The following is a 25,404-nucleotide window of genomic DNA, read 5'->3' on the forward strand; positions in this document are numbered from 1 at the left end:
CGCGAGAGAAAGGAATCGGGATGAAGGAATCAACCATGGCACAGACGCAAGCAAGGTTTGATCGGGTGCGATGGGAACCCGGCGTATACGCAATCGTCGGTGCCACCGGAATTGGAAAGAGCGCCGAAGCGAGCAAGTTGGCATTGAGTCACTCGGCTCCGATTGTTGTTGCCGACCGTATCCAGTGTTACTCCGATCTCCTGGTCACCAGTGGTCGAGCGTTCGACGCGAAAGTGGAAGGGCTCAACCGCGTTTGGCTCGACAACCGGACCATACATCAGGGCAACTTCGATCCGGACGAGGCCTTTGACCGGCTGATAAAAGTACTGACCTCGTACGTTGATCGCGGCGAAGCGGTGGTAATGGAGGGCGGTTCGATATCGCTCATTCTTCGATTCGCGCAAACGATATCCAACCTACCGTTCCCAGCTGTCGTGAATGTTATGCCTATTCCTGATAGGCAACACTACTTTGCCCAGCAGTGCGCAAGGGCACGACAAATGTTACGGGGAGATTCAACGGGCAGGAATTTACTCACCGAACTGGCGGAAGCGTGGGTTCTAGGCGATCAGCACAACTTCATAGCCTCGGTTGCGGGTCTGGACTGTGTACTCGACTGGTGCGCCACGCATTCCGTAACACCAGAGGAGTTGGCCAACCGAGACCTCACCACGGAGGTGCTCGACGAACTGGCGGCATCAATGGGTGGCCGGTATGTCGAGCACGGCGTCCTTCAGCAGGAAATATTTTTAAGAACCTTCGGTGCCCCAGGTGTGACCGCCAGATGAGCGGGATCTGGCACACCGACGACGTGCACCTGACATCCGCCGGGGCTGATTTCGGAAACTGCATCCATGCGAAACCGTCCGTCGTTGTCGTGCCACGGACCGTGGCCGACGTGCAGGAAGCCCTGCGCTACACCGCGGCGCGGAACCTATCGCTCGCGGTGCGCGGATCCGGACACTCGACTTACGGGCAATGCCAGGCAGATGGCGGAGTCGTGCTGGACATGAAAAGGTTCAACACCGTCCACGACGTTCGATCGGGGCAGGCCACGATCGATGCGGGTGTGCGATGGAGCGACGTGGTCGCTGCCACGCTCAGCCGCCAGCAAACCCCTCCGGTACTCACCGACTATCTCGGGACCACCGTCGGCGGAACGCTTTCGGTCGGCGGCTTCGGGGGATCGAGTCACGGCTTTGGCTTGCAAACCGACAACGTGGACTCTCTTGCTGTAGTTACCGGATCGGGAGATTTTCGGGAATGCTCCGCCGTATCGAACAGTGAACTTTTCGACGCCGTGCGCGGCGGCCTCGGTCAATTCGGCGTAATCGTCAACGCGACAATCCGTCTGACCGCTGCTCACGAGTCGGTTCGACAGTACAAATTGCAGTATTCCAACCTCGGCGTATTCCTTGGCGACCAACTCCGCGCCATGTCCAACAGACTATTCGACCATGTACAAGGACGAATTCGTGTCGATGCCGACGGCCACTTACGTTATCGACTGGACCTAGCCAAGTACTTCACCCCACCACGAAGGCCAGACGACGATGCGCTGTTGTCATCGCTCCAATACGATTCGTGCGCCGAATACAACTCGGACGTAGATTATGGTGACTTTATCAACCGTATGGCGGATCAGGAGCTTGATCTTCGGCACACAGGTGAGTGGTTCTATCCACATCCATGGGCCAGCCTGCTGATCCCGGCAGACAAGATCGAGCAGTTCATCGAAACTACCAGCTCCTCATTGACGGATGACCTAGGAAACTCCGGGCTGATCATGGTTTACCCGATTCCAACAACACCGATCACCGCACCGTTCATTCCGATTCCTCACTGCGACACATTCTTCATGTTGGCCGTACTTCGAACAGCATCCCCAGGGGCCGAAGCCCGAATGATTGCCAGCAACCGCCTGCTCTATGAACAGGCTCGGGATGTAGGCGGGGTGGCCTACGCAGTCAATGCTGTCCCCATGTCACCGGGAGATTGGTGTACGCACTTCGGTTCGCGATGGCAGGCCATCGCACGGGCTAAGCGTCGCTTCGACCCATACAGGATCCTCGCCCCTGGATACAGAATGTCATTCGACTGATGAACCTTCGACCAATGCCCGCGACTACGGTCTCGGCACAGGCCCGCCCGACCCCCAAGAGCGTCACGGTCTTCTGCGGAGCTATGCCAGGGCGCGGGACCAAATATGGAAAGCTCGCAGAGGGGATGGGGCGTGCGATTGCTAGATCGAAGCTGCGCCTCGTTTATGGTGGCGCCCGAGTCGGCCTCATGGGCACCCTCGCGAACGCGGCCTTGGACTCCGGCGGAACCGTCGTTGGCGTGATCCCTGAGAGCTTCACTGCGATACCCGAGGCTGCGCATCATGGACTGACAGAACTACACGTCGTCCATGACATGCACCAACGCAAAGCTCTCATGGCCGAACTCGGTGACGCATTCATTGCCCTCCCCGGCGGTGTCGGAACCGCAGAAGAGTTCTTCGAGGTCCTTACGTGGTCACACCTGGGGCTTCACAATAAACCCTGTGTACTGCTGAACGACAACGAGTATTACCGCCCCTTGCTCTCCTACATCGAGCACGCTGCCGTCGAAGGATTTATCACCCCCGCAACCCGGTCTCGCGTAATCGTCTGCAAAGACATCGAGGGGGCTATCGCGGCCATTCGCTCACCCTAATTAGTGGGACTTCTGCCTGGCCGGTAGATCTGCTCCGTCCTCGGTGCATTCTATATCGCTCACGTTCCACCCAGTTCGTCCGTATACGAAATTTGGAGGCACGTCGATGTCTGTACGAAAATTTCACCTAGGCTGGTTTGTCGGTTTCTTTGCTAACGATTTCACCGGCGACTTCTCGCCGCCTGAAGAGCCATGGGATGGCCGATTCTATGTCGAGATGGCGAAGTCGCTAGAGCGCGCAGGATTCGACTACATGATGTTCGAGGACACGGTGTCGGTACCCGATGCATACGGGCGATCCTTCGATGCGTACCTGAAACACGCCCTGTGGGTGCCGAAACACGACCCAGTGCCGTTGGCGTCGGTGATCGCGGCCGCGACCGACCGCATAGGCGTAATCGCTACGATGTCGACGGCCTTCTATCCCCCATACATGCTGGCACGCACTGTCTCTACGGTCGACCACATCGCTGGTGGGCGCTTTGGATGGAACATCGTCACCACCGGTCAAGATCAGGCCGCGCGCAACTTCGGCATGGATCGTCTGCTGCCGCACGACAAGCGCTACGAGGTAGCACATGAGTACGTCGACCTTGTCCGAGATCTATGGAATTCCTGGGATCGAGACAACATCGTCCGTGACCGCGAGTCAGGGACTTATGTTGCGCCCGGCACTGTTCGGGCAGTGAACCACACTGGGGAGCATTTCCGTTCGGCGGGTCCGCTCAACACGGTGCACCCACCCAATGGGCAACCAGTTTTCGTCCAAGCTGGCGGATCCCCCAAGGGCCGCGACTTCGCCGCGAAGTACGCCGACTCGATTGTTGCCAACGTCAACACCGTGGAGACGATGCGGGAGTTTCGTGACGATGTCCGTAACCGGGCGCAGGCACACGGTCGAGACCCTGACGACATCAAGGTTCTCTTCATCGCGATGCCAGTACTCGGTGCCACTATGGATGAGGCTCAGGCCGCGAATAAACGGAGAATGACCAGCGACCGGGCCATCGAAAACATTCTTTTGCAACTGTCTTTCGTCACCGACATCGACTTCTCTCAGTTTCCGCTCGACGAAGTACCTCCGCAAGACTTGACAACCAATGGCGAGCAGTCATCACTGGAGAGCTTCCTGCAGCACGGTAGCGGTAAAACTCTGCGCGAGCTGACCATTGATTACCTCGCTCCGTCTATCGAACTGGTGGGGACGCCTGATCACGTAGCGGAGCGCATGGGGGAGATCGTCGACGAGGTAGGCGGTGACGGATTCTTGATTTATACCGGGTCGAACTCGCTCACCCGCCGATTCATCGCTGAGATTACCGACGGCCTCGTGCCAGCTTTACAACGAATTGGGCGAACGCGGGTGGGATATTCGTCGGTGTATCTACGTGACAACCTTCGTGAGTTCTAGTTTTGGTGCTCGTTCGCGCCATCTCCCGAGGCCATCCCATGATCAGAAACGCTCCTGGTGGTGCCGGGCTCGTGATCATCGAGCTGCACGTCCCCTATCGAACAGCAATTTAAGTGACAGGAATTTGTGGTGACTGTGGATTACTCTATTCGGGGGCTCGCTCCCAGTGAGGCGCTCTACGTCGACTTGGGAGTTTTCATCGGGTATTCGGTGCGGGCTCGCGGCGATTTGAACATATCGGGGCTCTCGGCGGCATTTGCGACATTGCGACGCTCGTATCCTGTGTTGGCTGCGCACGTGGAGACGATCGATGGAGACCATATGATCGTCAAACCATCCGGTCCGCTGCCCGGCCTCAGCGTGCACACAGGGGATCCCGGTCAGCCGCTGAGCGGGGTGAACCTCAGTGCGGGCCGCGCCCTTTCCGGGCTACACGTCGTCGGCGATTCCGCCTGCGCGAGTGTGACTTTACTAACCCACCACTGCATAGCCGACGGTCGCCATTCTGTAGATTTGCTCAGCGATCTGTGGTCTTTCTACACCGACATTGTGGAAGGAAAGACCCCTGACGCGGTTGTTCATGGCTATCCCGAGTCGCTGGAAAAGCTGTTCTCCGAGAGAGGAATCGACACACCCGATGTCGGCAATGACGAACCATTAGAGTCGGCATTAAACAGGCCGCCGACGGCTGGCTATACCGAGCCACATCGTGCGATGACCCAACTGCGTTGTCGTTTGAGCAGGCGAGTCACGACCGGGCTCATCGACTTCGGACGTCACCATGGAGTTACGGTAAACGGCCTAGTATCTGCCGCTATCATGCGGACCGAGTCAGATCTGAGAAGTGTTCGGCTCGCCGACATCGCCTACCATTTTATTGTGGACCTCAGGCCTCACGTCACACCTGCAGTGGATTCCACCGCGGGAACAAATATTGTCGGCTTCCCCGTCTATCGGGCTACGGCCGAGTCCGTAGAAATCGTGGATCTGGCTCGCAGTTTAAATGAGGAATTGCACATCGATCTCGCCGCCGGCCACCTCCAAAGTGAAGCCCTGACAGCCGCGAAGATGGCAGTGCTGTTGCCTGAACCCAACGAGGTTCGTTGCACCAATGGAGGCACGGTTCCACCATTGCGATCGCCCGCAGGACTCAAACTCGAGGACTGCCGGCCCGCGCCAGCTGGGTTTTCCTTTCCTGTTTACATCGTCCATGGGTATGGCGGTCGACTGAACATCGAGTTTGCTTTGCCGCACGGAGCTTCCCGCTACGACATCGGCCGAGGCCGGGAACGGATCAGAACGCTCGAATCCCACCTTCGTTCCGTGGCGTGATTGACCAGGCACCGGTTCCGTGAGGCCGCGCCACGCAAGGTCAGCGGATCAACCGTTATTCAGACAGTCCCGGTCTCGCAGACGAGGCTCAGCGAAATTCCGCAACGCTTCGGAGATGCGTGGGGCGTTGAGATCGGTGATCGTGGCGAGGTAGACGTTGGCGCGGTGTCCGCGGTGAGCGAGGACGGACAGGAGTTGGAGACTGCGGTTGCAGGTGAGGCGGAGGGTGTCTACGACGCCTTCGAGGGAGTCGATGACGAGGTATGCGGGGGTGAAGTCGTGGGTTGTGGCTTGACCGTTGTCGATCAGAGTTTTGCGTTGGGTTGTGAATCGCCAAACGGAATCCATGATGTCGACAGGGTCCGGGTCGGTGTCCGCGGTGGTCGAGAACGTGGGGGTTCTGGACGGGCCAGTGATCATCCATACGTGCGGAGAGTGGCCGCTGAGGGTGTCGGCGAGGGTGTGTGCGAGGTGCGTCGACGCCGCGGGATCGGCGTTCAGGAGGAGATGACCGTCGCGCTGGGGGTGCCACGTTTTGGTACCCCCAGCGTCGTGCACGTCGATGCGGACAGCGATGTCGGTGTCGGGGTCGTCCAGCTCTGTCAGCATCGTGACGGTTCCTTGTGTTCGAGTAGGGAGGTGGGTCGGCTACGAAGCAATCTGTGCCGTGGGGTTGGTGATGCGGGTGCGGAAGAGGTTGGTGAGCTCGTCCGCTCCGGTTCGACCGTTGTCGGCCATCGGTTCGTTCGCGTAGGAGTTGTGCGAATCGGTGGCGAGCGAGGTGGCGTAGTTGAGCACCTCGTCGAGCACGCGGCCTGGGGTGAGATTATCGGCCAGCCGGTTCAAAAGGGGGAACTCGTCGAGGGGGAGTGCGCGGAGGGTCTTGCGGACCGCGTTGTTGACCTGGCCCACGAGTTTGCCGAGATCGGCCGGTAGAGCCACATAGTTCTGGGCCGCGGCGTTGGTGGAGATCCGCGCTGCGGTGGTGCCGATCGCGATGTACTCGTTGATAGGCAGCTTGGACACCACGGTCCCGATCATCGAACTGAATTGGCTCGCGAAGCTGATGACTTGGGGTGTGAGGGTCGCCAGCAGTGCCGGAACGGCGAACATGTCACCGCGGTGGATTGCATCGGTGAGCTGCGAGACGGTGGTGGCCATCGGGGCGATGTCTGCCCCGGGGATGGTCATTTCTGCGACCTTTGCGCTCAGTGTTGAGACGTTGCCGGCGAGGTCGAGTGCGAGCTGCGGCACGGTGAGCATGTTGCCTGTGGTCACTGCGGTGTTCAGTTTGCCGAGCGTGTCGGTCAGGGGTTGGCCGTCGAGACCGAGAAGCGTGGTGACGACTCCGGCGACCGAAGACGCGGGATCGGTGGCGTCGATCTTCGATCCGAGTTGCCCGATGAACTGTGTGGCGATGGCGTCGTCGGGGGTGTTGCAGTACGTGTCGTCGGGATCGCACACGCTGGCGGTGACGTTGTTGAGAGCTCCGAATCCCTTGGGTCGCGCACCGACGAAGCCGTTGCCGGTGGTCTTGGTTCCGAGTTGAACGCCGGCGGTCGGGCTCTGGCCGGGGTCGGCCATCAGGCCCACGGCAAAGATGCGATCGGCGCTCACCGGGCCCTCGCCGTTTCCGATCTTGCTGGCTAGATCTCCCGCGGCGTCGGCCCCTTGGGAGAAGCCGGTCAGCCCGAACTTGGTGCTCGGGCATTCGGCTGCCTTCTCGGAGATGTGTTGCGATGCGCGATCGATCGCTTCCTTCTTACTGGTTCCGTAGGTCTGGGCCTTGTCGTTCACGATCGTCGCGACGTAGGGAACTGTGTATGTCTGCAGTTCCTGGGATGAGAACTCGGAGTCGAGTGGGTCCACGACGTTGCGGAGCATTCCGACCGGCACATTCGGATCGGCCTGCTCGTTGGTTTCCGTGGTGCCGGGTATGGCCACCAAGATGTTGTCCGGGCATGCCGGAGCACCGGCTTGCGGATCGGCAATGGCGGAGGGAATGACGACGATGCTGGCAGCGACGGCGAGCCCGACTGCGCTGACAACGATCCTCTTGCGTGTACGAGATGCGGTCATGATGTGCGTCCTTTGTAGGTGAGAGCGGGGTTGGTGCAGGTGGACTTCAGCTCGCCAAGGCGGACTCATGGTGTGATCGGGTGTAGAAGAACGTCCGCTTTCCCGGCGAGGGAGTGTTGCCGGTGCGTGCTGCTACTCCGTCGCGGACTCGCGCGACAGCGCGGCTCAAGCGCTGTCGAAGGGCTGCCGGTGAGCAGTTCTCCTCGACGGCGAGCGATGCGAGATCGGCACCTTCGGTGACGAGATATGCACGGATCAGAAGTGAGTGCTCGTCGGCAGTGATGGTCTTGGACTGCACTGCCCATGCAAGAACCGAATGCAATTCCCGTGCCGATACCTCCCCCGGATTGCTGGTCGTGCGGTCATCGGATCCGTCGGCAACCCGGTGGAGCTGGTCGGGTTCGGCCGGCGTTTCCACCGCAGATTCGCAGGTCTTGGTGATCAGACCCAGCGTCCGAAGCGAGAGTGCCCCGGCAATCCCAGTGCCGCCGGGACGGTGCGAAGCGATCACCTCGTAGAACGCGGCGATGGTACGCGAGGCACGTTCTTCGCGGCTGTGATCGGTTCCGTCCAGCCGCGCGTAGCGATGGATTCGGACCAGCTTGGGGAGCATCAACCGGACCAAAACTGTGCCGGCGAGGGCGCTGCCTGCACTGTGCTCGGTGAGCAGAAGGGACAGGGTGGCGTCACTGTCCTGAGCGGCAAGCTCAGCGATGTCGGCCACGGAGCGAGCGGACGACCATGCGGGGTGTCGATCGGCCCACGTGCGGACTTCGCGGCCTGCGAGAGCGTCGACACAGAGATTGGTCCACTCGGCGTTGATCGTCGTAAACAGCGATGTGCTGTATCCGAGTGGGGTGGAGGAATGCGAGGAAGGCTGCGGCGAGGTCACTGGGGCGCTCCTGATAGAGGCAACTGAAGTTCGATCGCCTCTGACACAAACAGCGCCTTATATCCGCTGAGCTGCGGATTCTTACTCGAAAAGGCGGAGCTGTTATACCCGCCGGGTCCGGCGGAACCAGAAAACGGCAGCGCCCCGCGTTCGACATAGACCGCTGTGACCTGCGGTTACACGGCGACGGTGATAACAGCCCGACGAATCGCAGCGGGGCGGTGAAAAAAAGTTCGAGAAATTTCCGGTCGCCTCTGTCACAGACCCGCCCGCGAAGGGATCTACCTGTTCTCAGAAGCCCGTACACGGCGGGCTACCGACAGGAGGACCCCGGATGGACGACCACGATCCGTCGGCCGCATTGCTCTCGGACACCGCTCGCGTGCACTCGGTGTCCGAAGAGATCCGCGGCCTCGCGGCGCAACTCGGCGACAATCCGCTCAGCGCAGAGATCGCCAGCCGCGTCCGCGAGGTCGTGCTCGGTGAGCCGGCCGAGCAGGCGCGGGCAGCGCTCGAACGGATGATGGCGACCCGGGGTCGAGGCGCTCTGCGATTGGTCGACGAGGGCTTCGTACCCGCCACGGTCGAGCCGTCTCGGCACGAGGAGATCTCATGAAGATCCATCTCCGTAAGAAGGGCTCGAACAAGCCGACAGAAGCTGCGCCGGCCACCGAGCTTCATCAGTGGGCCGGCAAGCAAGCGGTCGCGACCAAGGCGATGAAGTGGGGTCTGTTCGCGGCGATCGGCTCCGGAGTGGTGGCACTGGTTCTCGTCTTGGCCGGCGTCGGGTCCACGACGCCGATCCAGAGCAAGGCAAACCCTCAGACGGTCATCGACACAGCCCGCGAAGCAGCAGCGACCGACCTCGCGCAGGACTTCGTGTTGACGTGGTTGCAATCCAAGCGAGGAGACGAGAAAGCCCTCGCGCGCTTCGTCCGCACCGACGGCATGTCGCTTCCGGCTCAGGCGAGCTATACCGCGTCCGAACCTCGAATCGCGAGCGTGAAAGCAATCGACCCGCCGGCGCGAAATCAGGGTCCCACAGGATCGACATCGCAAGGAGGACCGCTACAGGCGGCCGGCCAGAACTACGCGATCGTTGTGTCGGTCTCGGTGGTTCCGATCGGGGCAGACCCGGCGACGAAGCCGGAACGTCGATACTTCTCGGTCCCTGTCGTGTTCGTGGGAGACGACGCGCGGGCTGCAGCAGTCCCTGCTGCTGTGGCGGCCCCGGCAACCGGCGGTGACCTCACACTCGGCTACCGATTCCGAGTCGGCCTCGATCACTCGCTCACCCAGTCGATCAGCCAGTTCCTCTCGGCAATGGTTGCCGGTGCCGGAGAAATTTCTCGCTACACCTCACCCGGCACACCGATCCGTGCCGTCACCCCCGCGCCGTACACCAGTGTCCAGATCAACGACCTCGTCTCGGACACCGACTTCTCGGCGGGTGCGTCCGGATCCCCGGCAGATGGTGCGACGGTACGGGTGCTCGCCACCGCGACCGTCACAGCCACGGACCGAGCGCAGACCTCGACCGTGCAATACCCGCTGACAGCGATCGCCCGGGGTGGCCGGTGGGAAGTATCCGCGCTCGACCCGATGCCGTTGCTCGCGAACTCGACCGGACTCAGCGCAGCAACCCCAACCATTGCGGTGCCGACCTCGACTGGTGCCAGCACTACCTCCTCCGTTCCCGCAGCGCCCGTTCAACCGAACTGACGCTCTGCTCCCCCTATCCGAAAGGTACGAACAATGACCATTACCTCGATCCTGGCCGATCCGTCGTCGACCGTCGTCGCCGAAGGAATCATCGAATGGGCCAACAACAAAGGTGCGGAGGTGCAGGGCCTCATCCGCACTCTCGTGGGCGTCGGCGTCGCCGGGTTCATCGCCGCGATTGCTTTCAAAAGTCACTTCGCCATTGCCAAAACACTGGTGGCGATCGTGGTCGGCGGGGCACTGATCTGGGTGATGTGGAACATCACCGCCGTCAAAGACAGTGTCGGCGACGAGCTTCCCGGCTCCGCCTCGCCACAAAGCAGCGAGGTCGTCGTGGTGCCCGATCCGATCGCGGCGTTCATCTGACACTGCTCGGCCAACTCACGAACACCTCGATTCAACGACCCCCGCAGGAGTGTGACCGACCATGACCGAACAGCAGGCCTCCTCGCGGAGCGTGGTCAAGATGTTCACCAAAGCGCGCAATTTTCCGCAGCTGATCGGCAAAGCGCCAGACGGCCGAAAGATCCCCGGTGGCCCCTACACCCTGACCCAGTTCGTCGGCGCGGGTATTGCAGGCGGACTGCTGTGGCTGACCCAGTCGCTGTGGGCGCAGGGCAGTGTCATCACCAACGGTGTCATCTTCCTCGGTGTCACCGGCGGCACCCTGTGGGCGTTGGGGAGGCTGCCGCAGGGAGCACGGAATCCGATCTCAGTAGTCCGGGGTGTCGGGCGCGCGGCTACCGGGGCGATGTCACCGTCGAGGATCAATGGCGAGCCGATCCGGATCAAACGCCCTCACGCGGTACTGGGGTCGGTGATCATCCTCGACACCCCGCCAAGCCACGACGCTGCTATCAGTGAACCAGCAGTCATCAGAGCATCCAGCGATCGAGTAGAGAACGCCGCGGCACCGGTGGAGCTCGACGACAACGCAGCGCCGGCCGCACCAGCATTCAGACCTCTGACCCAACCGCGGCCGGAGCGAAAGATCGCACCAGCGCCAGCCCGGCCGCGATCGGACGGCGAACGCCAGCGCTCGCAGAGTCCAGCCCTGGCCGAAGCGTTCGGCGTCGCCAACCTGGCACCGGCGAGCAGCGTTCAGCAGCTGCTTGCCATGGCTGCAGCGGCCCCCACCCCGACCCGAGAGAAGGCGTAATGCAACAACCGAACCGGCTCGTCACCTCGAACTTGCGCTGGACCCGCTCCGGAGTCGTCTGGGCGGACTACGTCCTGACCGGAATCCCGTACGGGTACCGGCCGATCGAAGACCGACAGACCGCGCGGGCGATGCACAAGATGTTGCTGCGCGCTCTTCCTGGCGAATCTCTCCTGCTCAGTGTCGCGGTCAGTCTGGACCCAATGACCATCGTCGAGCGCATGGAACGGGGTGTCGATCTCGATCTCCATCCCGCGTGGGCAGACGAATGCGACGCCACGATCGACCGCCTGGAGGAGATCCGACCCGGCCAGCGAATCTACTGGCTGTCCATCCCCCTGGCCAACCACGGCTTCGGTGACACCGTCAAGGCCGCAACGTCCGCCGCATGGTCCTCGGTGGCCGATCTGCTGGGGATGCCGCCCTCGTCGATTCCCGTCGAGGAGAGAGAACGCCGCGCAGCTCAGGCCGCGCAGATCGCCGCGGCCATCCCTGCCTTCTACGATGCGACCCCCGCAACCCCCTCCCAGATGGTGTGGCTGCACCAACATGCTCTGCAGCGCGGCCTCGGCCTCGATACCGACATGCCCACCGCTCTAGATCATCCGGCAGGCACTGCTCGAGGATCCTTCACTGCCGCGCGGCTCGACGAAGGGGCTCAAAGCGATCGCCCCGAATCGGGCTGGCGGGCCAAGGCGCCGACCTTGTCGCGTGTGCTCAAAGTCGACCAGCCGTGGGAGGTAACGCCACCGCCGGCCAGCTATCAGTGCTTCCTGGTGCTCGCCGCCACTCCTTCGGGCGGCACGCTGTTTCCAGGCTCGGAGTACCTGACCCTCGCGGACAACCTGGGCGGCGTCGATGTCGACTGGGCAATTCGGTTCAAGAACTCCGCTGCATCGGAGGTTCTGAAGAAGAACCGCCGCGCCTTGGTGCAGATGAACGATCAATACACCCAGCGAGAAGACGAATTGAGCACCGGCAGCGTCCTCGACGACGCTGCCGTCGCCCTCGCGGAATACAACGCGCTTCTGGAGGCGGACGCAATGGAGATGGAAGTGCAATCCACCACCGTCTTCTGTGTCGCCGCCGCGGACGAAGAGACGGCCATCGCATATCAGCGCGAGCTGGCGAAGGAGTTCGAGGGTTCGACCTACAGGTTGCAGTCACCGATCGGATTCCAGGAGGAGCTGTTCTGGGCAATGACACCCGGCGTGCCGACGCCGGCGATCTGCAACGAGTTCGCGCAGATCACCACATCCGAACATTTCGCCGCGTACGTACCGGTCACCCGCAACGATCTCGGCGACGGAGACGGCCCGCTGATCGCACTCAACATTTCCTCGGCCCGCACTGGCGTCGTGCACCACGACATCGCCAAGAAAGCGTCACGTGACGTTTCGGGTTCGGTGGGAGTGTGTGGCAACTTGGGATCAGGCAAGTCCGGCTACTTGAAAACAACCGGTAACCAGGTCGTCGACCGCGGCGGCCAAGTCATCGTGGTCGACCGGACCCCTCTGGGCGAATACGCACTGTGGGCCGAAGCGATCACCGACGCGGTGGTCGTCGATACCGCAGCACCGGACGTCACGATGGACCCTCTTCGGCTGTTCTCGCCCGCACGAGGAGGGGAAGTTGCGGTGTCTATTCTGTTGCCGCTGTTGCAACTTCAGCCCGACGACCGTTTGGGGGTACTGCTGTCTCAAGTGCTCGAGCCGGAATACCGCGCTCGCTTCGGCAATTTCACTACCCCAGGCCTGGTTTCGCACCTCGAGAAGGACTGCACCCTCGACGGAGCTGCCGAGCTTGCCGGAAAGTTGAAGGTCTACGCGACCAAATCCTATGCAGCAGCGCTGTTTCGGCCGGACCTAGAGCCGTTCAATCCACGCGCAGGAGCCATCGTCTTCCGCACTCACACACTGGAATTGCCCTCGGAGCGAGAAGTGGAGAACGAGCATCTGTTCAAGCAGATGTCGCTCCAGAAGCGGGTAGGGCGAATGATGTACACCCTCATCGCGCAGATCGCCCGCGGCATTTGCTTCGCGGACCCCAACACCCTCGCGGTCTTCCTGCTCGACGAATGCCATCACCTGACGCGCTCGAGCGAAGGTGTCGAGATCATCATCGACTTCATTCGAGACGGCCGCAAACACGACGCCGCGGTGATGCTCGGATCGCACGACCCCGAAGCAGACTTCGGCTCCGAGACGCTGCGAGGGCTCATCCCCACCCGGCTCGTGTTCCGGCAGACGGATCGACGACTAGCGCAAAAATCGTTGAAGTGGCTCGGCGTCGGGGAAGACGATCTCGGACTGCTCAAAGAGCTGATGGAGAACACATCGCCCGTCGAAGGCAAAGACGGATACGTCGCACCGCATCGCCGCGGAGAGGGCTACATGCGCGATCCCGCCGGCAACGTCGGCCGCATCAAGGTCTTACTTCCGGCATCGGAAGCGAGATACCAAGCGGCGAGTACGACTCCGAAAGAATCGACTACCGAGCGCGCTGCGGAGTTGGCGACATGGTGATGTCGAAACGAGTTGTGCGCCGGCCAGGTTCGATTGGCGGCGGCGTCAAGATGGTTCTCGAGCTCGTGCTGTGGTCGTGGATCCCGCGGTCGTGGTGCAGTGTTCTCGCTCGCTTCCTCGGCCCTGTCTTCAAGTGGGTAGTGGCATCTCGAATCCGCCGCGCGATCGTCACAGGTGTCGCTGTCTGGCACATGATCGGTCTGCTGGCGATCGCCCTGGCGTCACCGGCTCATGCCGACCCGGGTGAAACCCTGCCCACCAACAGCACATTCAGCTGGATGGAAGTCCGTGACTCTCACGGAATTCTGGTCTGGGACTACTTCATGTCCATCGACGAAGGCTCGGTCGGGCACCCGATGTACACCGTGTTCTCCACCTTCATCATGCTCGAGTACGAGGTGTACCGCGGGGTGACCGGCTTCGCGATTTGGTTCGTCACCTACGCCTTGCGGTTCGAGTGGCTCGAATTGTTGACTGCGCCGTTCCGTTCGATCGGCGATGCCATGCAAACGGTCACCGATCAGTTCCAGCTCACGGGCCTTCTTCTCACCGCTGCTGCAGGCATCGGAGCGTGGTGGGTCATTCGCGGACGGTGGACGACGGGAGTGTACGAACTCCTGATGGCAGCAGCGATCGCCGCTGCGGCAGTGGGGATCCTGTCCAATCCAGTCGAACGGGTCGCAGGACAAGACGGCCTGATCATGCAGGCGCGCGACGCCGGCGTGCAGCTTGCGGCAGGCCTGGCCAACAAGGGAGACACGACGTCGAGTTCCGACGAACTCATCGACCAGATCTCGGAACAGATGGCCGACACGTTCATCAGGCAACCCACCCAACTGCTGAACTTCGGCCGAGTCATCGACGGCTCGCCCGACGGAGAACGTTGCACTCAAGCCTGGGACGCCGGCCACGAAAAAGCAGACGGCAACACACGAGACACCCTCAAAGACAACATCAAAGGCTGCGGCGGCGAAGGCGCAAAACAGATGAAGGACTTCGCCGATCACCCCGGACCGGGACAGGTCGGGTCCGGGGTCGCGATGCTACTGGCCGGTGTCATCCTGCTCGGATTCGCCACAATTCTGGCGTTCACCCTCATCCTCGCGGTACTCACCGCCCTCGCATCGGCCGTCAAGGGAATTGTGGTGACCGTCGTTGGAATTCTGCCCGGATCCGGCCGCGGAGCATTGTGGAAAACCCTCGCCGCGGTGCTGATGTCGATGGTCATCGTTATCTTCGCGGTGGTGTTCCTCGTCGGATACATGATCGTGATCGGACAGTTGTTCAGAGGAGACGGCGACTCTCCGCTGATGATGAAATTCATCCTGACCGACATCGTTCTGATCGCGGGCATCATTCTCTACCGCCGCGCAGTGAAAGGACTACGCAAAGCTTCCGACGCCCTCGCACGCAAGCTCGGAAGCAGACCAGGAGCCGCGCCCACCGCGATATCGACCAAGACACCGACCAGCCCCCTCGCCCAAGCTGCCTACGCCGGACAAGTGGCCCGCCAGGCCTATCAAGGTGGAAAGGGACTGGCCAAGACAGCCAGCCATGCAACGGCCCGAACCGCCAAGGCGAGTAAAGCTCTCGTCGACGGGACGGCAGCCGCCAGCAGCGCAGCCACACTTGGAACTGCTGCCGTGGTCTACTCGGCCGGGAAGATTGCAACCGCGGGCGTCAAGAAGGTCGTCGGTCGACGGAGCGACGCCAAAGCTACCCAGGCGGCCACCGACACCACCAATGCTTCCGAAACCCACCCCAGCCTTCGCAAACCGATCAACATCGACCTTCCCCCGACGCAGTCGGTCGTCGGCTCCGGTCACTCCCACACTCCGGTCTCCAGCCCCGTCGGAGACCGATCGGCGGTCCGCTCTCACGGCGACAAGACAACGAACGCACCCGGTATCAAGCGGCCGGTGGCCACCGCTCCCGCACTGTCGACTCCAGGAAACCGAGAAGTTCGGGCCAGCCGCGCCACGGTGACCGGCCCTGGAGGCGGACGATTCCGTGAGTACTCCACCGATGAGGGCTCGCCGCTTCTGCTTCCCGACCGGTCCACGCGGCCGTCGAGTGCTCCGCGTCGTGCCCGACCGACCGTCCAACCAGGTGCCACCACGAATCCGACGGAAATCCTCCATCGAGCTGCGTCAGGCGCACGGCGATGACCTTGGTGGCCCCGCCTGAGACAGCGGTGTCGCCGAACTCGAAAGCGCCACGTCGATGGTGGAAACTCGCCCTGGCGGTCGGTATCGCCGCTCTCGGTGTACTCGTCGTCATTCCATTGATGGTCGTCGTACTCGTCACATCGTCAGGTTCCAGCGGTTGTGCCCCCACGGTCTCGTCCGGTACCGGTGGTGATGATGCATCGCCGTTGACCCCGTCCGGTCCCATCGGCAAGCCGACCCGCGATGGCACGACCACGATGACGTCCCCCTTCGGGCAGCGGTGGGGCACGATGCACCAAGGCGTCGACTTCGCGGGCCCGATCGGCACCCCGATCTACGCAGCCCTCGACGGCACTGTGGTCAAAGCCGGACCCGCTCAAGGCTTCGGAATGTGGATCGTCCTCGACTCGATCGTCGACGGAAAACCGGTCTCCACCGTGTACGGGCACATGTATCCCAACGGCGTCCTCGTCAAGGAGGGACAACAGGTCAAGGTCGGCGACCACATCGCCGACATCGGCAACGCCGGCGGCTCCACCGGACCACATCTGCACTTCGAGTACTGGGAAGGCGGCCGTTTACAGGGCGGAACCGCTATCGACCCGATGAGCAAACTCGGTCAGGCGGGAAGCCCCCAATCGTCCGGCGCTGATTCACCGACCGGCGCCGGTACCGCTGTCGATTGTGGCTTCGGCACGGCCGGCGGAGATCTCCGAACCGGATCCGTGCCGCCGGAGTTCGAGCCGTGGATCCGCAAAGCAGGAGCCGTGTGCCCAGGCGTGGGTGCTCCCCTGATCGCATCCCAACTCTCCGCCGAGAACGGTTTCCGCTACGGCCCGTCCGCTCCGGTATCGAGCACCGGAGCGTTGGGGCCCGCACAATTCATGCCGGGAACCTGGGCAACGTGGGGCAAGGATTACGACGGAGACGGGCGAGCCGACCCGAACTCCATCGGAGATGCAGTGATCTCACAAGCCCACTTCATGTGCGCCATCAACGGAGATATCACCGCAGCCATCGCCGCGAGAAAAGTGAAGGGCGACCCAACTGCACTGACGATTGCCGCCTACAACGCGGGCCCCGCCGCGGTGCTCGCAGCCGGTGGAATGCCATCCGGCGGTGACTACACCACACAAACACAGCCCTATGTGGCGAAGATTCTGGCCGGCCAAGCGCAGTACACATCCGAAGGTTCCACAGGCCGGTTCGTGCCGACCGGAGCTGACGGAGACAATGTCGTCGAGGCTGCACGCCAGTACCTCGGAACCCCCTACGTCTGGGGCGGCGGAGATATCAACGGCCCCTCCCGAGGAGGATTCGACTGCTCAGGACTGACCAGTTTCGCCTACTTCGCGGGCAAGCACATCACCCTGCCCCGCACATCCGAGGCCCAATGGGGAGTGGGTTCGGAGATCCCGATCGATCAAGCGATGCCCGGTGATCTCGTCTTCGGATCATTCGAGGCGAACGGCCCTGGGCACGTCGGTATCTACATCGGCGGCGGTCAGATGATCCACGCCCCCACCACCGGAGACGTCGTCAAACAAGCTCCACTCATGGCTGGAATGAAAGCCCGGAGGATCTGATGTCCCTTGCCGGCCGACGTCTTATAGCCGTCCTCCTCGTCGTTGTAGCCGTGGTGACCATCGCCTGGTCCTGCAGCTCACCCGCCACCGATGAGCCGGAATCGGCACCGGAGACAACGAGCGCGCCAACCGCGCCGTCGCTACCCGAAATCAACACACAGCCAACCGAGACAACCGCTGTACCCGCTCCGATCAGCAGCGCCGCCACAGACGCGGAGACCGCAATCCGTCAAGCACTGACGACCGCCTTCACCTGGTACCCCAGCACCGACACGAGCTCGACCGACGCGTTTCTACGCGCCCGCCGATGGTTCACCGACAACCTCGCTGCAAAACTCTCCACCCCTGCAACGACCGAGCGAGGCCCCGGTGCCCAGTGGGAACAGTGGAAGAAAGAAGACGCCGAAATCACCGCAACCGTCTCGATCGGCTGCTCCGGATGCCCGGCAGATACCGCCGAGCGCATCTATCGAGTCGCGGAGATAACGCAATCGGCCGTCACCTCGGATGCCACGGTCCCCGTCGACTCCACCACGACCGTGTGGGTATCGGCAGTGCCGACCGCAGCCGGGTGGAGTGTGGACACTCTCGATTTCTGACCCTCGCCGCACATGACCCGGAGAGGGTCGCCGGCCACTGAACCGATCGCCCTGTACAGGCAACATGGAACGCACTATTTCCCGTGATCGGTGCCGCCGTTCATAGCCCTGTCGCGCTACGTGACAACCGGCTTCCGTCGGCCCTTAGCTCGCGGATCCGCGAGGAGGAGCCCCACCCCAGGCCGGTCGGGGTGGCTTGCGTATACCGAATCTCGTGGCAGTCACGCCGACGCTGGGGTTGGCGGATGGACGTTGCCCGAGGGTGCGTAAGAGAGGAATCGAACCGCATCCGATGAGCAGTTGATGAGGCGCCGATGCTGCCGCGAATTGGTGGTTATATGCCCCGGATGTGGGAAGGTCGCTGCAAGCCTTACTCGCTTCGCATCGCCGTTTGCAGCGTACCCCCCATGTCAAGGGGTGTCGAGCGCACATAGCTGTTCCCGCGACGGTCAGTCGCAACACGGAACGCGACTTGCCCGTCCCCAATCGCACCCTCACCGATAGAGCACTGGTGACCGATCGGTGCGCCACTGATGGGGCCATGAACGCATGCGCTGCAGCGCGAGATGAAAGGTTGTCGGAAAAAGATTCACCGCGGCTGTCACAGAAGTCGACGCACCTGGATCTACCTGTTCTCGAGAAGGCACGACGAGACAGGGAGTCCCCATGAGCGCACCGACACGACTACACGTAGCGAGGGCACGTTCGAGGAGCAGTCGATCTACGGCCGGCCCCCTGAGTCCTGTCATCGATCGAGGAGCGCTGCCGAACTTCGCTCGGATCGAGACCCTCAGGCTCGACGATCCCACCAACCGGATCGTGACCCTCGCAACCACCGACGAGGTCTGGTCGCTCGTCGTCGAGTGGAATTCGAGCAACCTGCTCGTCGACACCGAAGACGAACGATTGATCAGACTTGTCGATGCGGCTCTCCGCGCTGCGCACTGCCAGCCTCACGCCGCGTGCCGTTTCACCCTCGACTACAACCCGACCCATCTCAACAACGAAGTCGGCCGACGCAGCGTGGCCTTGACCGCAACGATGCGCCCAACTTCCGGTGACGGGATCCTGATCACGATCACCCGGGATGCATGATGTGCGCGCTACCCAACCCGACTCAGGCACCCCTCGACGGATACCGGTCGCTACGTGATGCACCCTCGCTCGACCCCCAGAACAATCCGTGGATCCGCAACTGTGTGCTCTACGTTGCCGGTGGAGTCGTGTCGGCAGCACTGGGCCCGATCCTGAACCTCGACACAGCGATCGCATGGGGTGGAGCAGCACTCGGCGTCGGCGCGGGCGCCGCCGTCAGCTACAACGGCTATCGCGCCACGATCCGAGCCGAAGAGACCGATCGTGCGATCGAGCAGCTCTGCCGGCTGACCGCGTCACCGCCGACCCGTGATGTCCTGACGGCGACTCGGTGGAGCGGCCAGTGGCCCGGCCGTCCGGGCAGAATCACCGTCCGCTACCAGTCGGCCGCGCTCCTTCTCGACGAACAGTGGGAGCCCCGCGTCGTCGAATTGCTCTCCCAGCAGAGCTGGGGCCGGTACCGGATCCAGAAGCACAACACACGCAAACGCCGTCTCGTTCTCGTCCCGGACACACGGTCCGTCTCCGAGACGCATGTCTCGCCCGAACTCGTCAAAGCCACGCGCACGATTCTCGCGCTGCTAGGGCCGACCGGAAAGATCACCAGACACGAGACGGACCCGAGCACCGGGGATCTTGTAGCTGTCGAAGCCACCCATGAGGTCGGACATCGACTCGAGTCCGAGGGCTATCGGGCCCGAGTACAACGAGTAGTGAGCGTCAATCTGCCCGGTCGGTGGCGTGCTCGCTGGAACCTCGAAACGGACTGGGTGCGTTTCGAGGTGCGCCCGACCTTTCCGAAGAAGCTCTACAACCCGGCCGGCCTCGGCGACGCGGAATCCACGACCGATCTCGGCGACCTCGCGCACTCCGACTACGACTCGGTCGCGATTTCGTACGGCGAGGACGAGGACGGCAACCCCATGGTGTGGCGGCCGGCGATCGACCCACACTTCATGCTCGTCGGTGCATCCGGAACCGGAAAGACCGTCACCGCACACACCCTGCTGACACAGCTCACCGCGCACGGTTGGCCGGTATGGGTCGTCGACGGAAAAGGGGTCGAGTTCTTGGGCTTCCAGGACTGGCCGAATGTACAGATCGTCGCCAGCCACATGGAGCACCAGGTCGCGGTCATCTATCGGTTCTGGAATCTCATGGAAACCCGGTACTCGCTGATCGTCAACGGAGAAGCTACCGAGGCCGACTTTGAGCCCGTCGTTCTGTTCATCGACGAGTACGCCGACTTCCGAGGCAACCTGCTCAACTGGTACTCGAGCATCAAAGGTAAGGGTGATCCCACCAAGCCGAAGACCCTCCAGGAAGTGGCGTCGATCGGACGAAAAGGCCGCACAGCGAAGTGCCACATGGTGCTGGGAACGCAGCGACCCGATGCCGAGTACTTCGGCGGCGACATGCGAGACAACTTTCGCCAGCGCGTATCGATGGGCCGTCTGAGTCCGCAGGGCGCGTTGATGATGTGGGAATCGGCAACCACTGGAGTCGGTATCCCGCGCGGATGTCGTGGGCGGGCGACCAGTGTCAACGACCACAACCAAGCGGTCGAAATTCAGACCTACTTCACTCCCGACCCCCGCAAGACTGAGCCCGGGGCCGACGACGCAGCGGTGCTGGACCGCCTGCGTCCTCTCGAAGTGCGGCACGAGCGGTTGGTGATCCTCGACCCGGATCCCGGCGGCACCGTGGACGGCGACGAAGAGATCCGTTTCCATCACGTCTCCGGCGCGCCCTGGGCGCGCGCGTCGGACCATCCCAATCTCGATCCCGTCGCCAGGCGAAAGACGCGCGCGGACAGTGATTCAGCTCGTCGCGCATCGTCGCCGATGGCAATGCTCAATCTCGACACCCCCACCGTTCGCCAGCCCAAGCCCGACGCGCAGACGCCGAAAGAAAAAGCCGTGTCCGGCGTCCCGGGCTCTCCGATGCACAAGGACCGCCCGCACCTGCAGGTGGTCCCCGACGCCGGTACCGACGTCGACGACTGGGAGGGCTACGGCGAATCCGAAGACACTGCTCCGGTCGACCTCGTTGCCGGCGACCTAGTTCTCCTCGACGAGGACGCCGGGATCTGGGTCGTCGTCGACAACGAACCCGACATCTACGGAGACGAGTCGGGTGACGACATGGTCGGGCTGACCTGGCGTGGCGACGGCGACGACGAGGGGGTGCTCGACATTCCTCTCGACGCGACTGTTCAAGTTCGTCGCCCCCTTGCCCTCGCCACCTGAATCACTCTGCGACACACACGATCAGAAGAGGAACAACCACATGTCCCAACACGGCAACAACAGCAAAGCCCTCTCCGACGACGATCAGATGGCGCTGATCTGGATCGCCCCACTCGCAGCCACCATGGCTCTCGGATCCGCAGGCCTGTGGTGGTCGACGGCAATCGCCTGGCTGGTCGAGCACTCCATTCTGATCGCCAGCGAGGCATCCCCGATGGTGCAGATCCCAGCATCGGACGGTGCCGGGCTCGACGGTCGACGACTGATCATCGCTCTCGCCGTCGTCGTCGCCCTCGGTGCCGTCGCGATCAGCGCCGGCCGCTCGGCCTACTCAGCCCGACAGGCTCGACTGCACCGAGGAGACCGGGGATGAGAACGAAAGCCACCAGTGGTCGCCGCGCAGAACTACGCGCGATCGCGAGCAGAGAATCGTTCACGATGCCGCTCGGTCAGTGTGTCCGAGACAGCAACTGGGCCGCCCGCGAAACGGCGGTCGCAGAGCTGCTGCAGTCACGGATCCCACGTCTCGAACGGCGCCGGAAAGCAACCGTCGCTGCAGCGCATCTCCTCGAATCGTGCGAGACCTGCCCGCTCGCGGCCTTCGTCGCATGCCGCACAAGAGCCGAGGCAGATAGCTATACCGGCGTCGCGGCAGGCGGACTGTACGACCGAGGAACTCTCATCACCGAAGAAAAACGACCCGACGGTCTGGACGCGATGCACTCCCGCGAGGTAGTGTCCCCAACATCTGATGTGCGGTCTGACCAACCGCATCAACTGAAAAGGGATGCACCATGACTGACGTCGACGTGGTTTCGCGTACGCAAAACAATCTTTCCCCCGCACTGTGTGATGCAGTGCCCGATAGCAATACAATGAATCCTGACCGGAATACCGGTTCATGGAGTCGCTCGACGACGTCGAGGGGTGGTTCCTTCGGCCCGACGAGCGACGGCAGTGACGCTGCGCGTGCGCGACGTCGCTCCACTCCCGCGGCGGGATCTAACAGAACATCCCGCCGCGGGAGTGCCTCGTCGGTACCCTCCGGACCCGCCCGCCGCCACCTGCTGTCGTTGCGGCTCGGCGGTATGCCCGACCAAATGATCCTCGATCTCACGAAGCTCAGCCTCAGTGATGTGGAGACAGTCGCCAACCACAAATGCTTCGAGACCACCGCAAGCATCTCGAAAGCTATTCTCGACGTCACCTTCCACCCCACCCGGGGACGGGCGATGACCTTAGGTGTCGGAGCTCAGCGACGGATCCGGGCCCTCGTCGCGATGGGCTACTCGGTGCAAGCGCTGTCCGAACTGACCGGGCTGTCGGTGCCCAAGCTTTCGACGTTGCCATCGGATCAAGTTGTCCCCAGTGAACTCTGGTCCGTCATCAACGACGTCTACGACCAGATCTCCATGACACCCGGCCCCGACGAGCAGGTCCGGAATGCAGCCCGTGAGCAGGGATGGGCGACGCCTCTTGCTTGGGACGATGACGAAATCGACGACCCCCGAGCACGTCCACATTCGCCCCGAGGCATCCGCGGCGTGGACGAGGCGGCCGTCTACCGTCGCCTGTGCGGCGAATGGAGACTGCCGCTCACTCTTGCAGAGCAAGCCGAGATCGTAGGAATTTCGCTCCGTCGGCGGTGGTCAACCGAGCACCTGGCCGACGTACTCGGAATCGATCTCGACTCAGCGGTGAAAAAGAAGGTCCGCTACCGTGCCCGGATGGCCGTGCACGCCGCTCGCTCCGATGGTGAACGAGAAGCCGATGTTGCGTAGCGACTACGTCAGAAGTGTCGTGGTCGCTCTGGCGGCAGGCGTCCTATGGGCCTTGATCGAGGCGTCGTCGGCATCCTGGGCCAGCACTCAGGCATCAACTGCTGCGACTGTCGGCCGCGTCTCGATTGTCGCGATAGCAGTGATCGTCGGGGTAGCTCTGTCGGCCGCGCTGCGGACCACCGTCATCGCGGTGTGTGCACGGGTCGAGATCTCCGTCGACGAGGCGGCGCTGGGGACGAAAATTCCCGTCATCGTCTCCGGTGTCGTGTGGGGCGTCATCTCCGCTTTCGTCAGTACTCCGACGAGTGCGCCGCCGGCGGCAATGCTGTTCTTGGCTCTGGTAGTGCCCTGGATTGCGTGGATCGACCAACGCGTGCAACGGATTCCGACTGCTCTTGCGTATCTGGCCGCCAGCGGAACTGCAGCAATGATCTTGCTCACCGGTGTCGTTCACGGCACCTGGGGCGCGGTCGGTCGCGCCCTTCTGGCCGGCCTGGCCGCCGGCATATTGTTCTTCGCGCTTGCAGTGCTTCTGCGCGGCGGAATCGGTATCGGCGATGCGCGACTGGTGGTCTCGCTCGCGATGGTCCTAGGCTACGTCGGCTGGACATCCCTCGGTGCGGCGCTGGTGTTCTCGATCCTGACGGCTTTCGTCGGAGTGATAGTCGTGCGGGTCCTTCGAGCGATCAGATCCGAGCCTGCACGGTCGCATATCGCGCTGGGCCCGTACCTCGCACTCGGCACCGCGCTCACTCTCGTCGCATCCTGATCCGCCTGCGCGCAGTTGCGTCCTGCTTTTTCTTCCCTCCCCGAACTCGACAGCTCCCGAAGAGGTGATTGCCATCATGGCGAAGACACATCAGACCGCATGGACAGCCATTGCCGCAGCCGTGATGGTCGCTGTGGCGGCCGCGGCTGCCGTGGTGATCACGACGGATCACCACGAGGCCGACACTGCGCCACCACCACCCCAGGTCTTCCACGACGTCATCACCGTTGCGAGCCTTCTCGACGCCCTGCCCGTCGTCGACGATATCGACAGCACGGCCAGGTGGCCCGACGGTCAGCGCTTGGCGGAACTTCTCGTGCGGCCGCCAGGCAGCGATCACGGATGCGACACCAGGAACATCGCATTGGCAGCGGAGCTCGAGGCCGTCACATTCGCTGCCGGAACGGACAATTGCGTTGTGGCACAGGGCGTGTTGAATGATCCATACACCGGTGTCACCGTCGAATTCGATGCAGCATCTGAGAAAGATGCTGCAGCAAGCGATTACGTCTACCCGCTGGACGCGGCGTGGGCGTTGGGTGCTGCTGCATGGGCACCCGAACAGCAGCAACGCTTTGTCAGCGACGTACAGACCAACATCATCGTCGCCAGCGCGCAGGCAGTTGAACATCGAGCCCAACGTGGGCTTTCTCAGTGGCATCCGAGCAACGACGACCTCGCATGTGCATTTGCGGCGAAATATCTTCGTGTGGCGCAGACATACGCCTTGCCCATCACCCGCGGTGATGCTGTCGCGGCCACGCAACTCTGCGGTCTCGGCAACACCGCGGTGACAACTGCGGGCGAGACCGAACCGGCGAACTGACCACACGATCGGCCACACAAATCTCCTCCCCAAGAGGAAATGAAAGTCCCTCGCACACAACATGAAAGAAGGAATCTCATGCCCAAGACCGCCGACCAGGCCGATGCAACCACCCGCGAGATCCTCGGCCCGCAGTTCACCGCAATGCGCAACCTTGTCGAAGCAGCCGAGAACAGCCGGCAGAAGGCCGAAGCAGTCGCCAAAGCGCAGGCCGAACATGTCGACTCGACCGCCGAATTCATCGTGGCCTACGACGCCGCCAAAGCTGCAGGCTTCACCACCGCCCAACTGAAGAAGGGCGGCTACGTCCGGCCATCACTGAAGGGAGTCGCAAAACCGGCCACCAGCAAGAAAGAACCCACGCAGACCCCGCCGGCAGAAACCGCCGCCACCGGCGGCGAACCCCACGGGCACGACAGTGGGCAGCAGAACCATGCCGCACCGGCGTCGGAGGAACACCGGAGTGATCACCACAACGAGCACGGCGAGCACGACGCCATGGCGAGCTGACATG

23 protein-coding genes are annotated in these 25,404 nt (G+C 62.4%); 20 read left to right on the forward strand and 3 right to left on the reverse strand.

The window, feature by feature from the left end:
* The first annotated feature begins 20 nt into the window (after positions 1-20).
* The 5 genes from fas4 (at position 21) to CH289_RS26570 (ending at position 5,440) form a co-directional block, all read left to right on the forward strand.
* On the forward strand, positions 21-788 hold the full coding sequence (fas4, locus tag CH289_RS26550; protein ID WP_015586134.1) for an adenylate dimethylallyltransferase Fas4: 768 nt from the start codon (positions 21-23) through the stop codon (positions 786-788).
* Positions 785-2,101: an FAD-binding protein gene (locus CH289_RS26555; RefSeq protein ID WP_032365005.1), complete on the forward strand. Its 1,317-nt coding sequence runs from the start codon at positions 785-787 to the stop codon at positions 2,099-2,101. The genes fas4 and CH289_RS26555 overlap by 4 nt, the downstream gene beginning before the upstream one ends.
* A gap of 14 nt (positions 2,102-2,115) precedes the next feature.
* The gene (locus tag CH289_RS26560) at positions 2,116-2,697 is read left to right on the forward strand and encodes an LOG family protein (RefSeq protein ID WP_256977574.1); all 582 of its coding nucleotides are present in this window, start codon (positions 2,116-2,118) and stop codon (positions 2,695-2,697) included.
* Positions 2,698-2,803: 106 nt separating this feature from the next.
* Positions 2,804-4,108, forward strand: a complete 1,305-nt coding sequence (locus CH289_RS26565; protein WP_015586137.1) for an NtaA/DmoA family FMN-dependent monooxygenase — start codon at positions 2,804-2,806, stop codon at positions 4,106-4,108.
* A gap of 129 nt (positions 4,109-4,237) precedes the next feature.
* Positions 4,238-5,440 (forward strand): phthiocerol/phthiodiolone dimycocerosyl transferase family protein, encoded by a 1,203-nt coding sequence (locus CH289_RS26570; protein ID WP_032365006.1) that lies wholly within the window; start codon positions 4,238-4,240, stop codon positions 5,438-5,440.
* A 48-nt stretch (positions 5,441-5,488) separates the two neighbouring features.
* On the opposite strand, the gene CH289_RS26575 is transcribed toward CH289_RS26570, so the two are convergent.
* The 3 genes from CH289_RS26575 to CH289_RS26585 are packed head-to-tail and all read right to left on the reverse strand — an operon-like array spanning position 5,489 to position 8,411.
* Entirely contained in the window at positions 5,489-6,049 is a 561-nt protein-coding gene (locus CH289_RS26575; protein ID WP_015586139.1) for a hypothetical protein, read from the reverse strand.
* Positions 6,050-6,088: 39 nt separating this feature from the next.
* A complete protein-coding gene (locus tag CH289_RS26580) occupies positions 6,089-7,519 on the reverse strand; it encodes a cutinase family protein (RefSeq protein ID WP_015586140.1) in 1,431 nt (476 codons plus the stop codon).
* Between the two features lie 46 nt (positions 7,520-7,565).
* Positions 7,566-8,411, reverse strand: coding sequence for a hypothetical protein (locus CH289_RS26585; protein WP_015586141.1), 846 nt, complete (start codon positions 8,409-8,411; stop codon positions 7,566-7,568).
* A gap of 334 nt (positions 8,412-8,745) precedes the next feature.
* On the opposite strand from CH289_RS26585, the gene CH289_RS26590 reads away from it, so the two are divergent.
* From CH289_RS26590 to CH289_RS26665, 15 genes are all read left to right on the forward strand, one after another.
* A complete protein-coding gene (locus CH289_RS26590) occupies positions 8,746-9,027 on the forward strand; it encodes a hypothetical protein (RefSeq protein ID WP_015586142.1) in 282 nt (93 codons plus the stop codon).
* Positions 9,024-10,133 (forward strand): conjugal transfer protein, encoded by a 1,110-nt coding sequence (locus CH289_RS26595; protein ID WP_094631017.1) that lies wholly within the window; start codon positions 9,024-9,026, stop codon positions 10,131-10,133. Before CH289_RS26590 ends, CH289_RS26595 begins: the two co-directional genes overlap by 4 nt.
* Before the next feature lie 33 nt (positions 10,134-10,166).
* Complete coding sequence (locus CH289_RS26600) at positions 10,167-10,499, forward strand: hypothetical protein (RefSeq protein WP_015586144.1); 333 nt, start codon at positions 10,167-10,169, stop codon at positions 10,497-10,499.
* A 61-nt stretch (positions 10,500-10,560) separates the two neighbouring features.
* Complete coding sequence (locus tag CH289_RS26605; protein WP_015586145.1) at positions 10,561-11,292, forward strand: hypothetical protein; 732 nt, start codon at positions 10,561-10,563, stop codon at positions 11,290-11,292.
* The gene (locus tag CH289_RS26610; RefSeq protein ID WP_015586146.1) at positions 11,292-13,817 is read left to right on the forward strand and encodes an ATP-binding protein; all 2,526 of its coding nucleotides are present in this window, start codon (positions 11,292-11,294) and stop codon (positions 13,815-13,817) included. The genes CH289_RS26605 and CH289_RS26610 overlap by 1 nt, the downstream gene beginning before the upstream one ends.
* Before the next feature lie 50 nt (positions 13,818-13,867).
* A complete protein-coding gene (locus tag CH289_RS26615; protein WP_141214634.1) occupies positions 13,868-15,985 on the forward strand; it encodes a hypothetical protein in 2,118 nt (705 codons plus the stop codon).
* Positions 15,986-16,104: 119 nt separating this feature from the next.
* Positions 16,105-17,571, forward strand: a complete 1,467-nt coding sequence (locus tag CH289_RS26620) for a peptidoglycan DD-metalloendopeptidase family protein (RefSeq protein WP_072692242.1) — start codon at positions 16,105-16,107, stop codon at positions 17,569-17,571.
* On the forward strand, positions 17,571-18,170 hold the full coding sequence (locus CH289_RS28870; protein ID WP_015586149.1) for a hypothetical protein: 600 nt from the start codon (positions 17,571-17,573) through the stop codon (positions 18,168-18,170). The genes CH289_RS26620 and CH289_RS28870 overlap by 1 nt, the downstream gene beginning before the upstream one ends.
* A 666-nt stretch (positions 18,171-18,836) precedes the next feature.
* The gene (locus tag CH289_RS26630; protein ID WP_015586151.1) at positions 18,837-19,265 is read left to right on the forward strand and encodes a hypothetical protein; all 429 of its coding nucleotides are present in this window, start codon (positions 18,837-18,839) and stop codon (positions 19,263-19,265) included.
* A complete protein-coding gene (locus CH289_RS26635) occupies positions 19,262-21,514 on the forward strand; it encodes an FtsK/SpoIIIE domain-containing protein (protein ID WP_015586152.1) in 2,253 nt (750 codons plus the stop codon). Before CH289_RS26630 ends, CH289_RS26635 begins: the two co-directional genes overlap by 4 nt.
* A 40-nt stretch (positions 21,515-21,554) precedes the next feature.
* Entirely contained in the window at positions 21,555-21,887 is a 333-nt protein-coding gene (locus tag CH289_RS26640; protein ID WP_015586153.1) for a hypothetical protein, read from the forward strand.
* 727 nt (positions 21,888-22,614) lie between these two features.
* Positions 22,615-23,295 (forward strand): hypothetical protein, encoded by a 681-nt coding sequence (locus CH289_RS26650; RefSeq protein ID WP_052049379.1) that lies wholly within the window; start codon positions 22,615-22,617, stop codon positions 23,293-23,295.
* Complete coding sequence (locus tag CH289_RS26655) at positions 23,285-24,064, forward strand: A24 family peptidase (protein ID WP_015586156.1); 780 nt, start codon at positions 23,285-23,287, stop codon at positions 24,062-24,064. The genes CH289_RS26650 and CH289_RS26655 overlap by 11 nt, the downstream gene beginning before the upstream one ends.
* A gap of 76 nt (positions 24,065-24,140) precedes the next feature.
* Positions 24,141-24,890 carry a hypothetical protein gene (locus tag CH289_RS26660; RefSeq protein ID WP_015586157.1) on the forward strand — a complete coding sequence of 250 codons (750 nt, stop codon included), beginning with the start codon at positions 24,141-24,143 and terminating at the stop codon, positions 24,888-24,890.
* 78 nt (positions 24,891-24,968) lie between these two features.
* A complete protein-coding gene (locus CH289_RS26665; protein ID WP_015586158.1) occupies positions 24,969-25,400 on the forward strand; it encodes a hypothetical protein in 432 nt (143 codons plus the stop codon).
* The last annotated feature ends 4 nt before the right edge of the window (positions 25,401-25,404 follow it).

It is taken from the genome of Rhodococcus sp. RS1C4 (assembly GCF_002258225.1).
In the GTDB taxonomy this organism is placed as follows: Bacteria; Actinomycetota; Actinomycetes; order Mycobacteriales; family Mycobacteriaceae; genus Rhodococcoides; species Rhodococcoides fascians_E.

Bases quoted from the DNA above. Each gene is read 5' to 3' on its own strand.
- fas4 (WP_015586134.1), top strand. From the start codon at position 21: ATGAAGGAATCAACCATGGCACAGACGCAAGCAAGGTTTGATCGGGTG.
- CH289_RS26555 (WP_032365005.1), top strand. From the start codon at position 785: ATGAGCGGGATCTGGCACACCGACGACGTGCACCTGACATCCGCCGGG.
- CH289_RS26560 (WP_256977574.1), top strand. From the start codon at position 2,116: ATGCCCGCGACTACGGTCTCGGCACAGGCCCGCCCGACCCCCAAGAGC.
- CH289_RS26565 (WP_015586137.1), top strand. From the start codon at position 2,804: ATGTCTGTACGAAAATTTCACCTAGGCTGGTTTGTCGGTTTCTTTGCT.
- CH289_RS26575 (WP_015586139.1), bottom strand. From the start codon at position 6,049: ATGCTGACAGAGCTGGACGACCCCGACACCGACATCGCTGTCCGCATC.
- CH289_RS26580 (WP_015586140.1), bottom strand. From the start codon at position 7,519: ATGACCGCATCTCGTACACGCAAGAGGATCGTTGTCAGCGCAGTCGGG.
- CH289_RS26590 (WP_015586142.1), top strand. From the start codon at position 8,746: ATGGACGACCACGATCCGTCGGCCGCATTGCTCTCGGACACCGCTCGC.
- CH289_RS26595 (WP_094631017.1), top strand. From the start codon at position 9,024: ATGAAGATCCATCTCCGTAAGAAGGGCTCGAACAAGCCGACAGAAGCT.
- CH289_RS26600 (WP_015586144.1), top strand. From the start codon at position 10,167: ATGACCATTACCTCGATCCTGGCCGATCCGTCGTCGACCGTCGTCGCC.
- CH289_RS26605 (WP_015586145.1), top strand. From the start codon at position 10,561: ATGACCGAACAGCAGGCCTCCTCGCGGAGCGTGGTCAAGATGTTCACC.
- CH289_RS26610 (WP_015586146.1), top strand. From the start codon at position 11,292: ATGCAACAACCGAACCGGCTCGTCACCTCGAACTTGCGCTGGACCCGC.
- CH289_RS26615 (WP_141214634.1), top strand. From the start codon at position 13,868: ATGGTTCTCGAGCTCGTGCTGTGGTCGTGGATCCCGCGGTCGTGGTGC.
- CH289_RS26620 (WP_072692242.1), top strand. From the start codon at position 16,105: ATGGTCGTCGTACTCGTCACATCGTCAGGTTCCAGCGGTTGTGCCCCC.
- CH289_RS28870 (WP_015586149.1), top strand. From the start codon at position 17,571: ATGTCCCTTGCCGGCCGACGTCTTATAGCCGTCCTCCTCGTCGTTGTA.
- CH289_RS26630 (WP_015586151.1), top strand. From the start codon at position 18,837: ATGAGCGCACCGACACGACTACACGTAGCGAGGGCACGTTCGAGGAGC.
- CH289_RS26635 (WP_015586152.1), top strand. From the start codon at position 19,262: ATGATGTGCGCGCTACCCAACCCGACTCAGGCACCCCTCGACGGATAC.
- CH289_RS26640 (WP_015586153.1), top strand. From the start codon at position 21,555: ATGTCCCAACACGGCAACAACAGCAAAGCCCTCTCCGACGACGATCAG.
- CH289_RS26650 (WP_052049379.1), top strand. From the start codon at position 22,615: ATGATCCTCGATCTCACGAAGCTCAGCCTCAGTGATGTGGAGACAGTC.
- CH289_RS26655 (WP_015586156.1), top strand. From the start codon at position 23,285: ATGTTGCGTAGCGACTACGTCAGAAGTGTCGTGGTCGCTCTGGCGGCA.
- CH289_RS26660 (WP_015586157.1), top strand. From the start codon at position 24,141: ATGGCGAAGACACATCAGACCGCATGGACAGCCATTGCCGCAGCCGTG.
- CH289_RS26665 (WP_015586158.1), top strand. From the start codon at position 24,969: ATGCCCAAGACCGCCGACCAGGCCGATGCAACCACCCGCGAGATCCTC.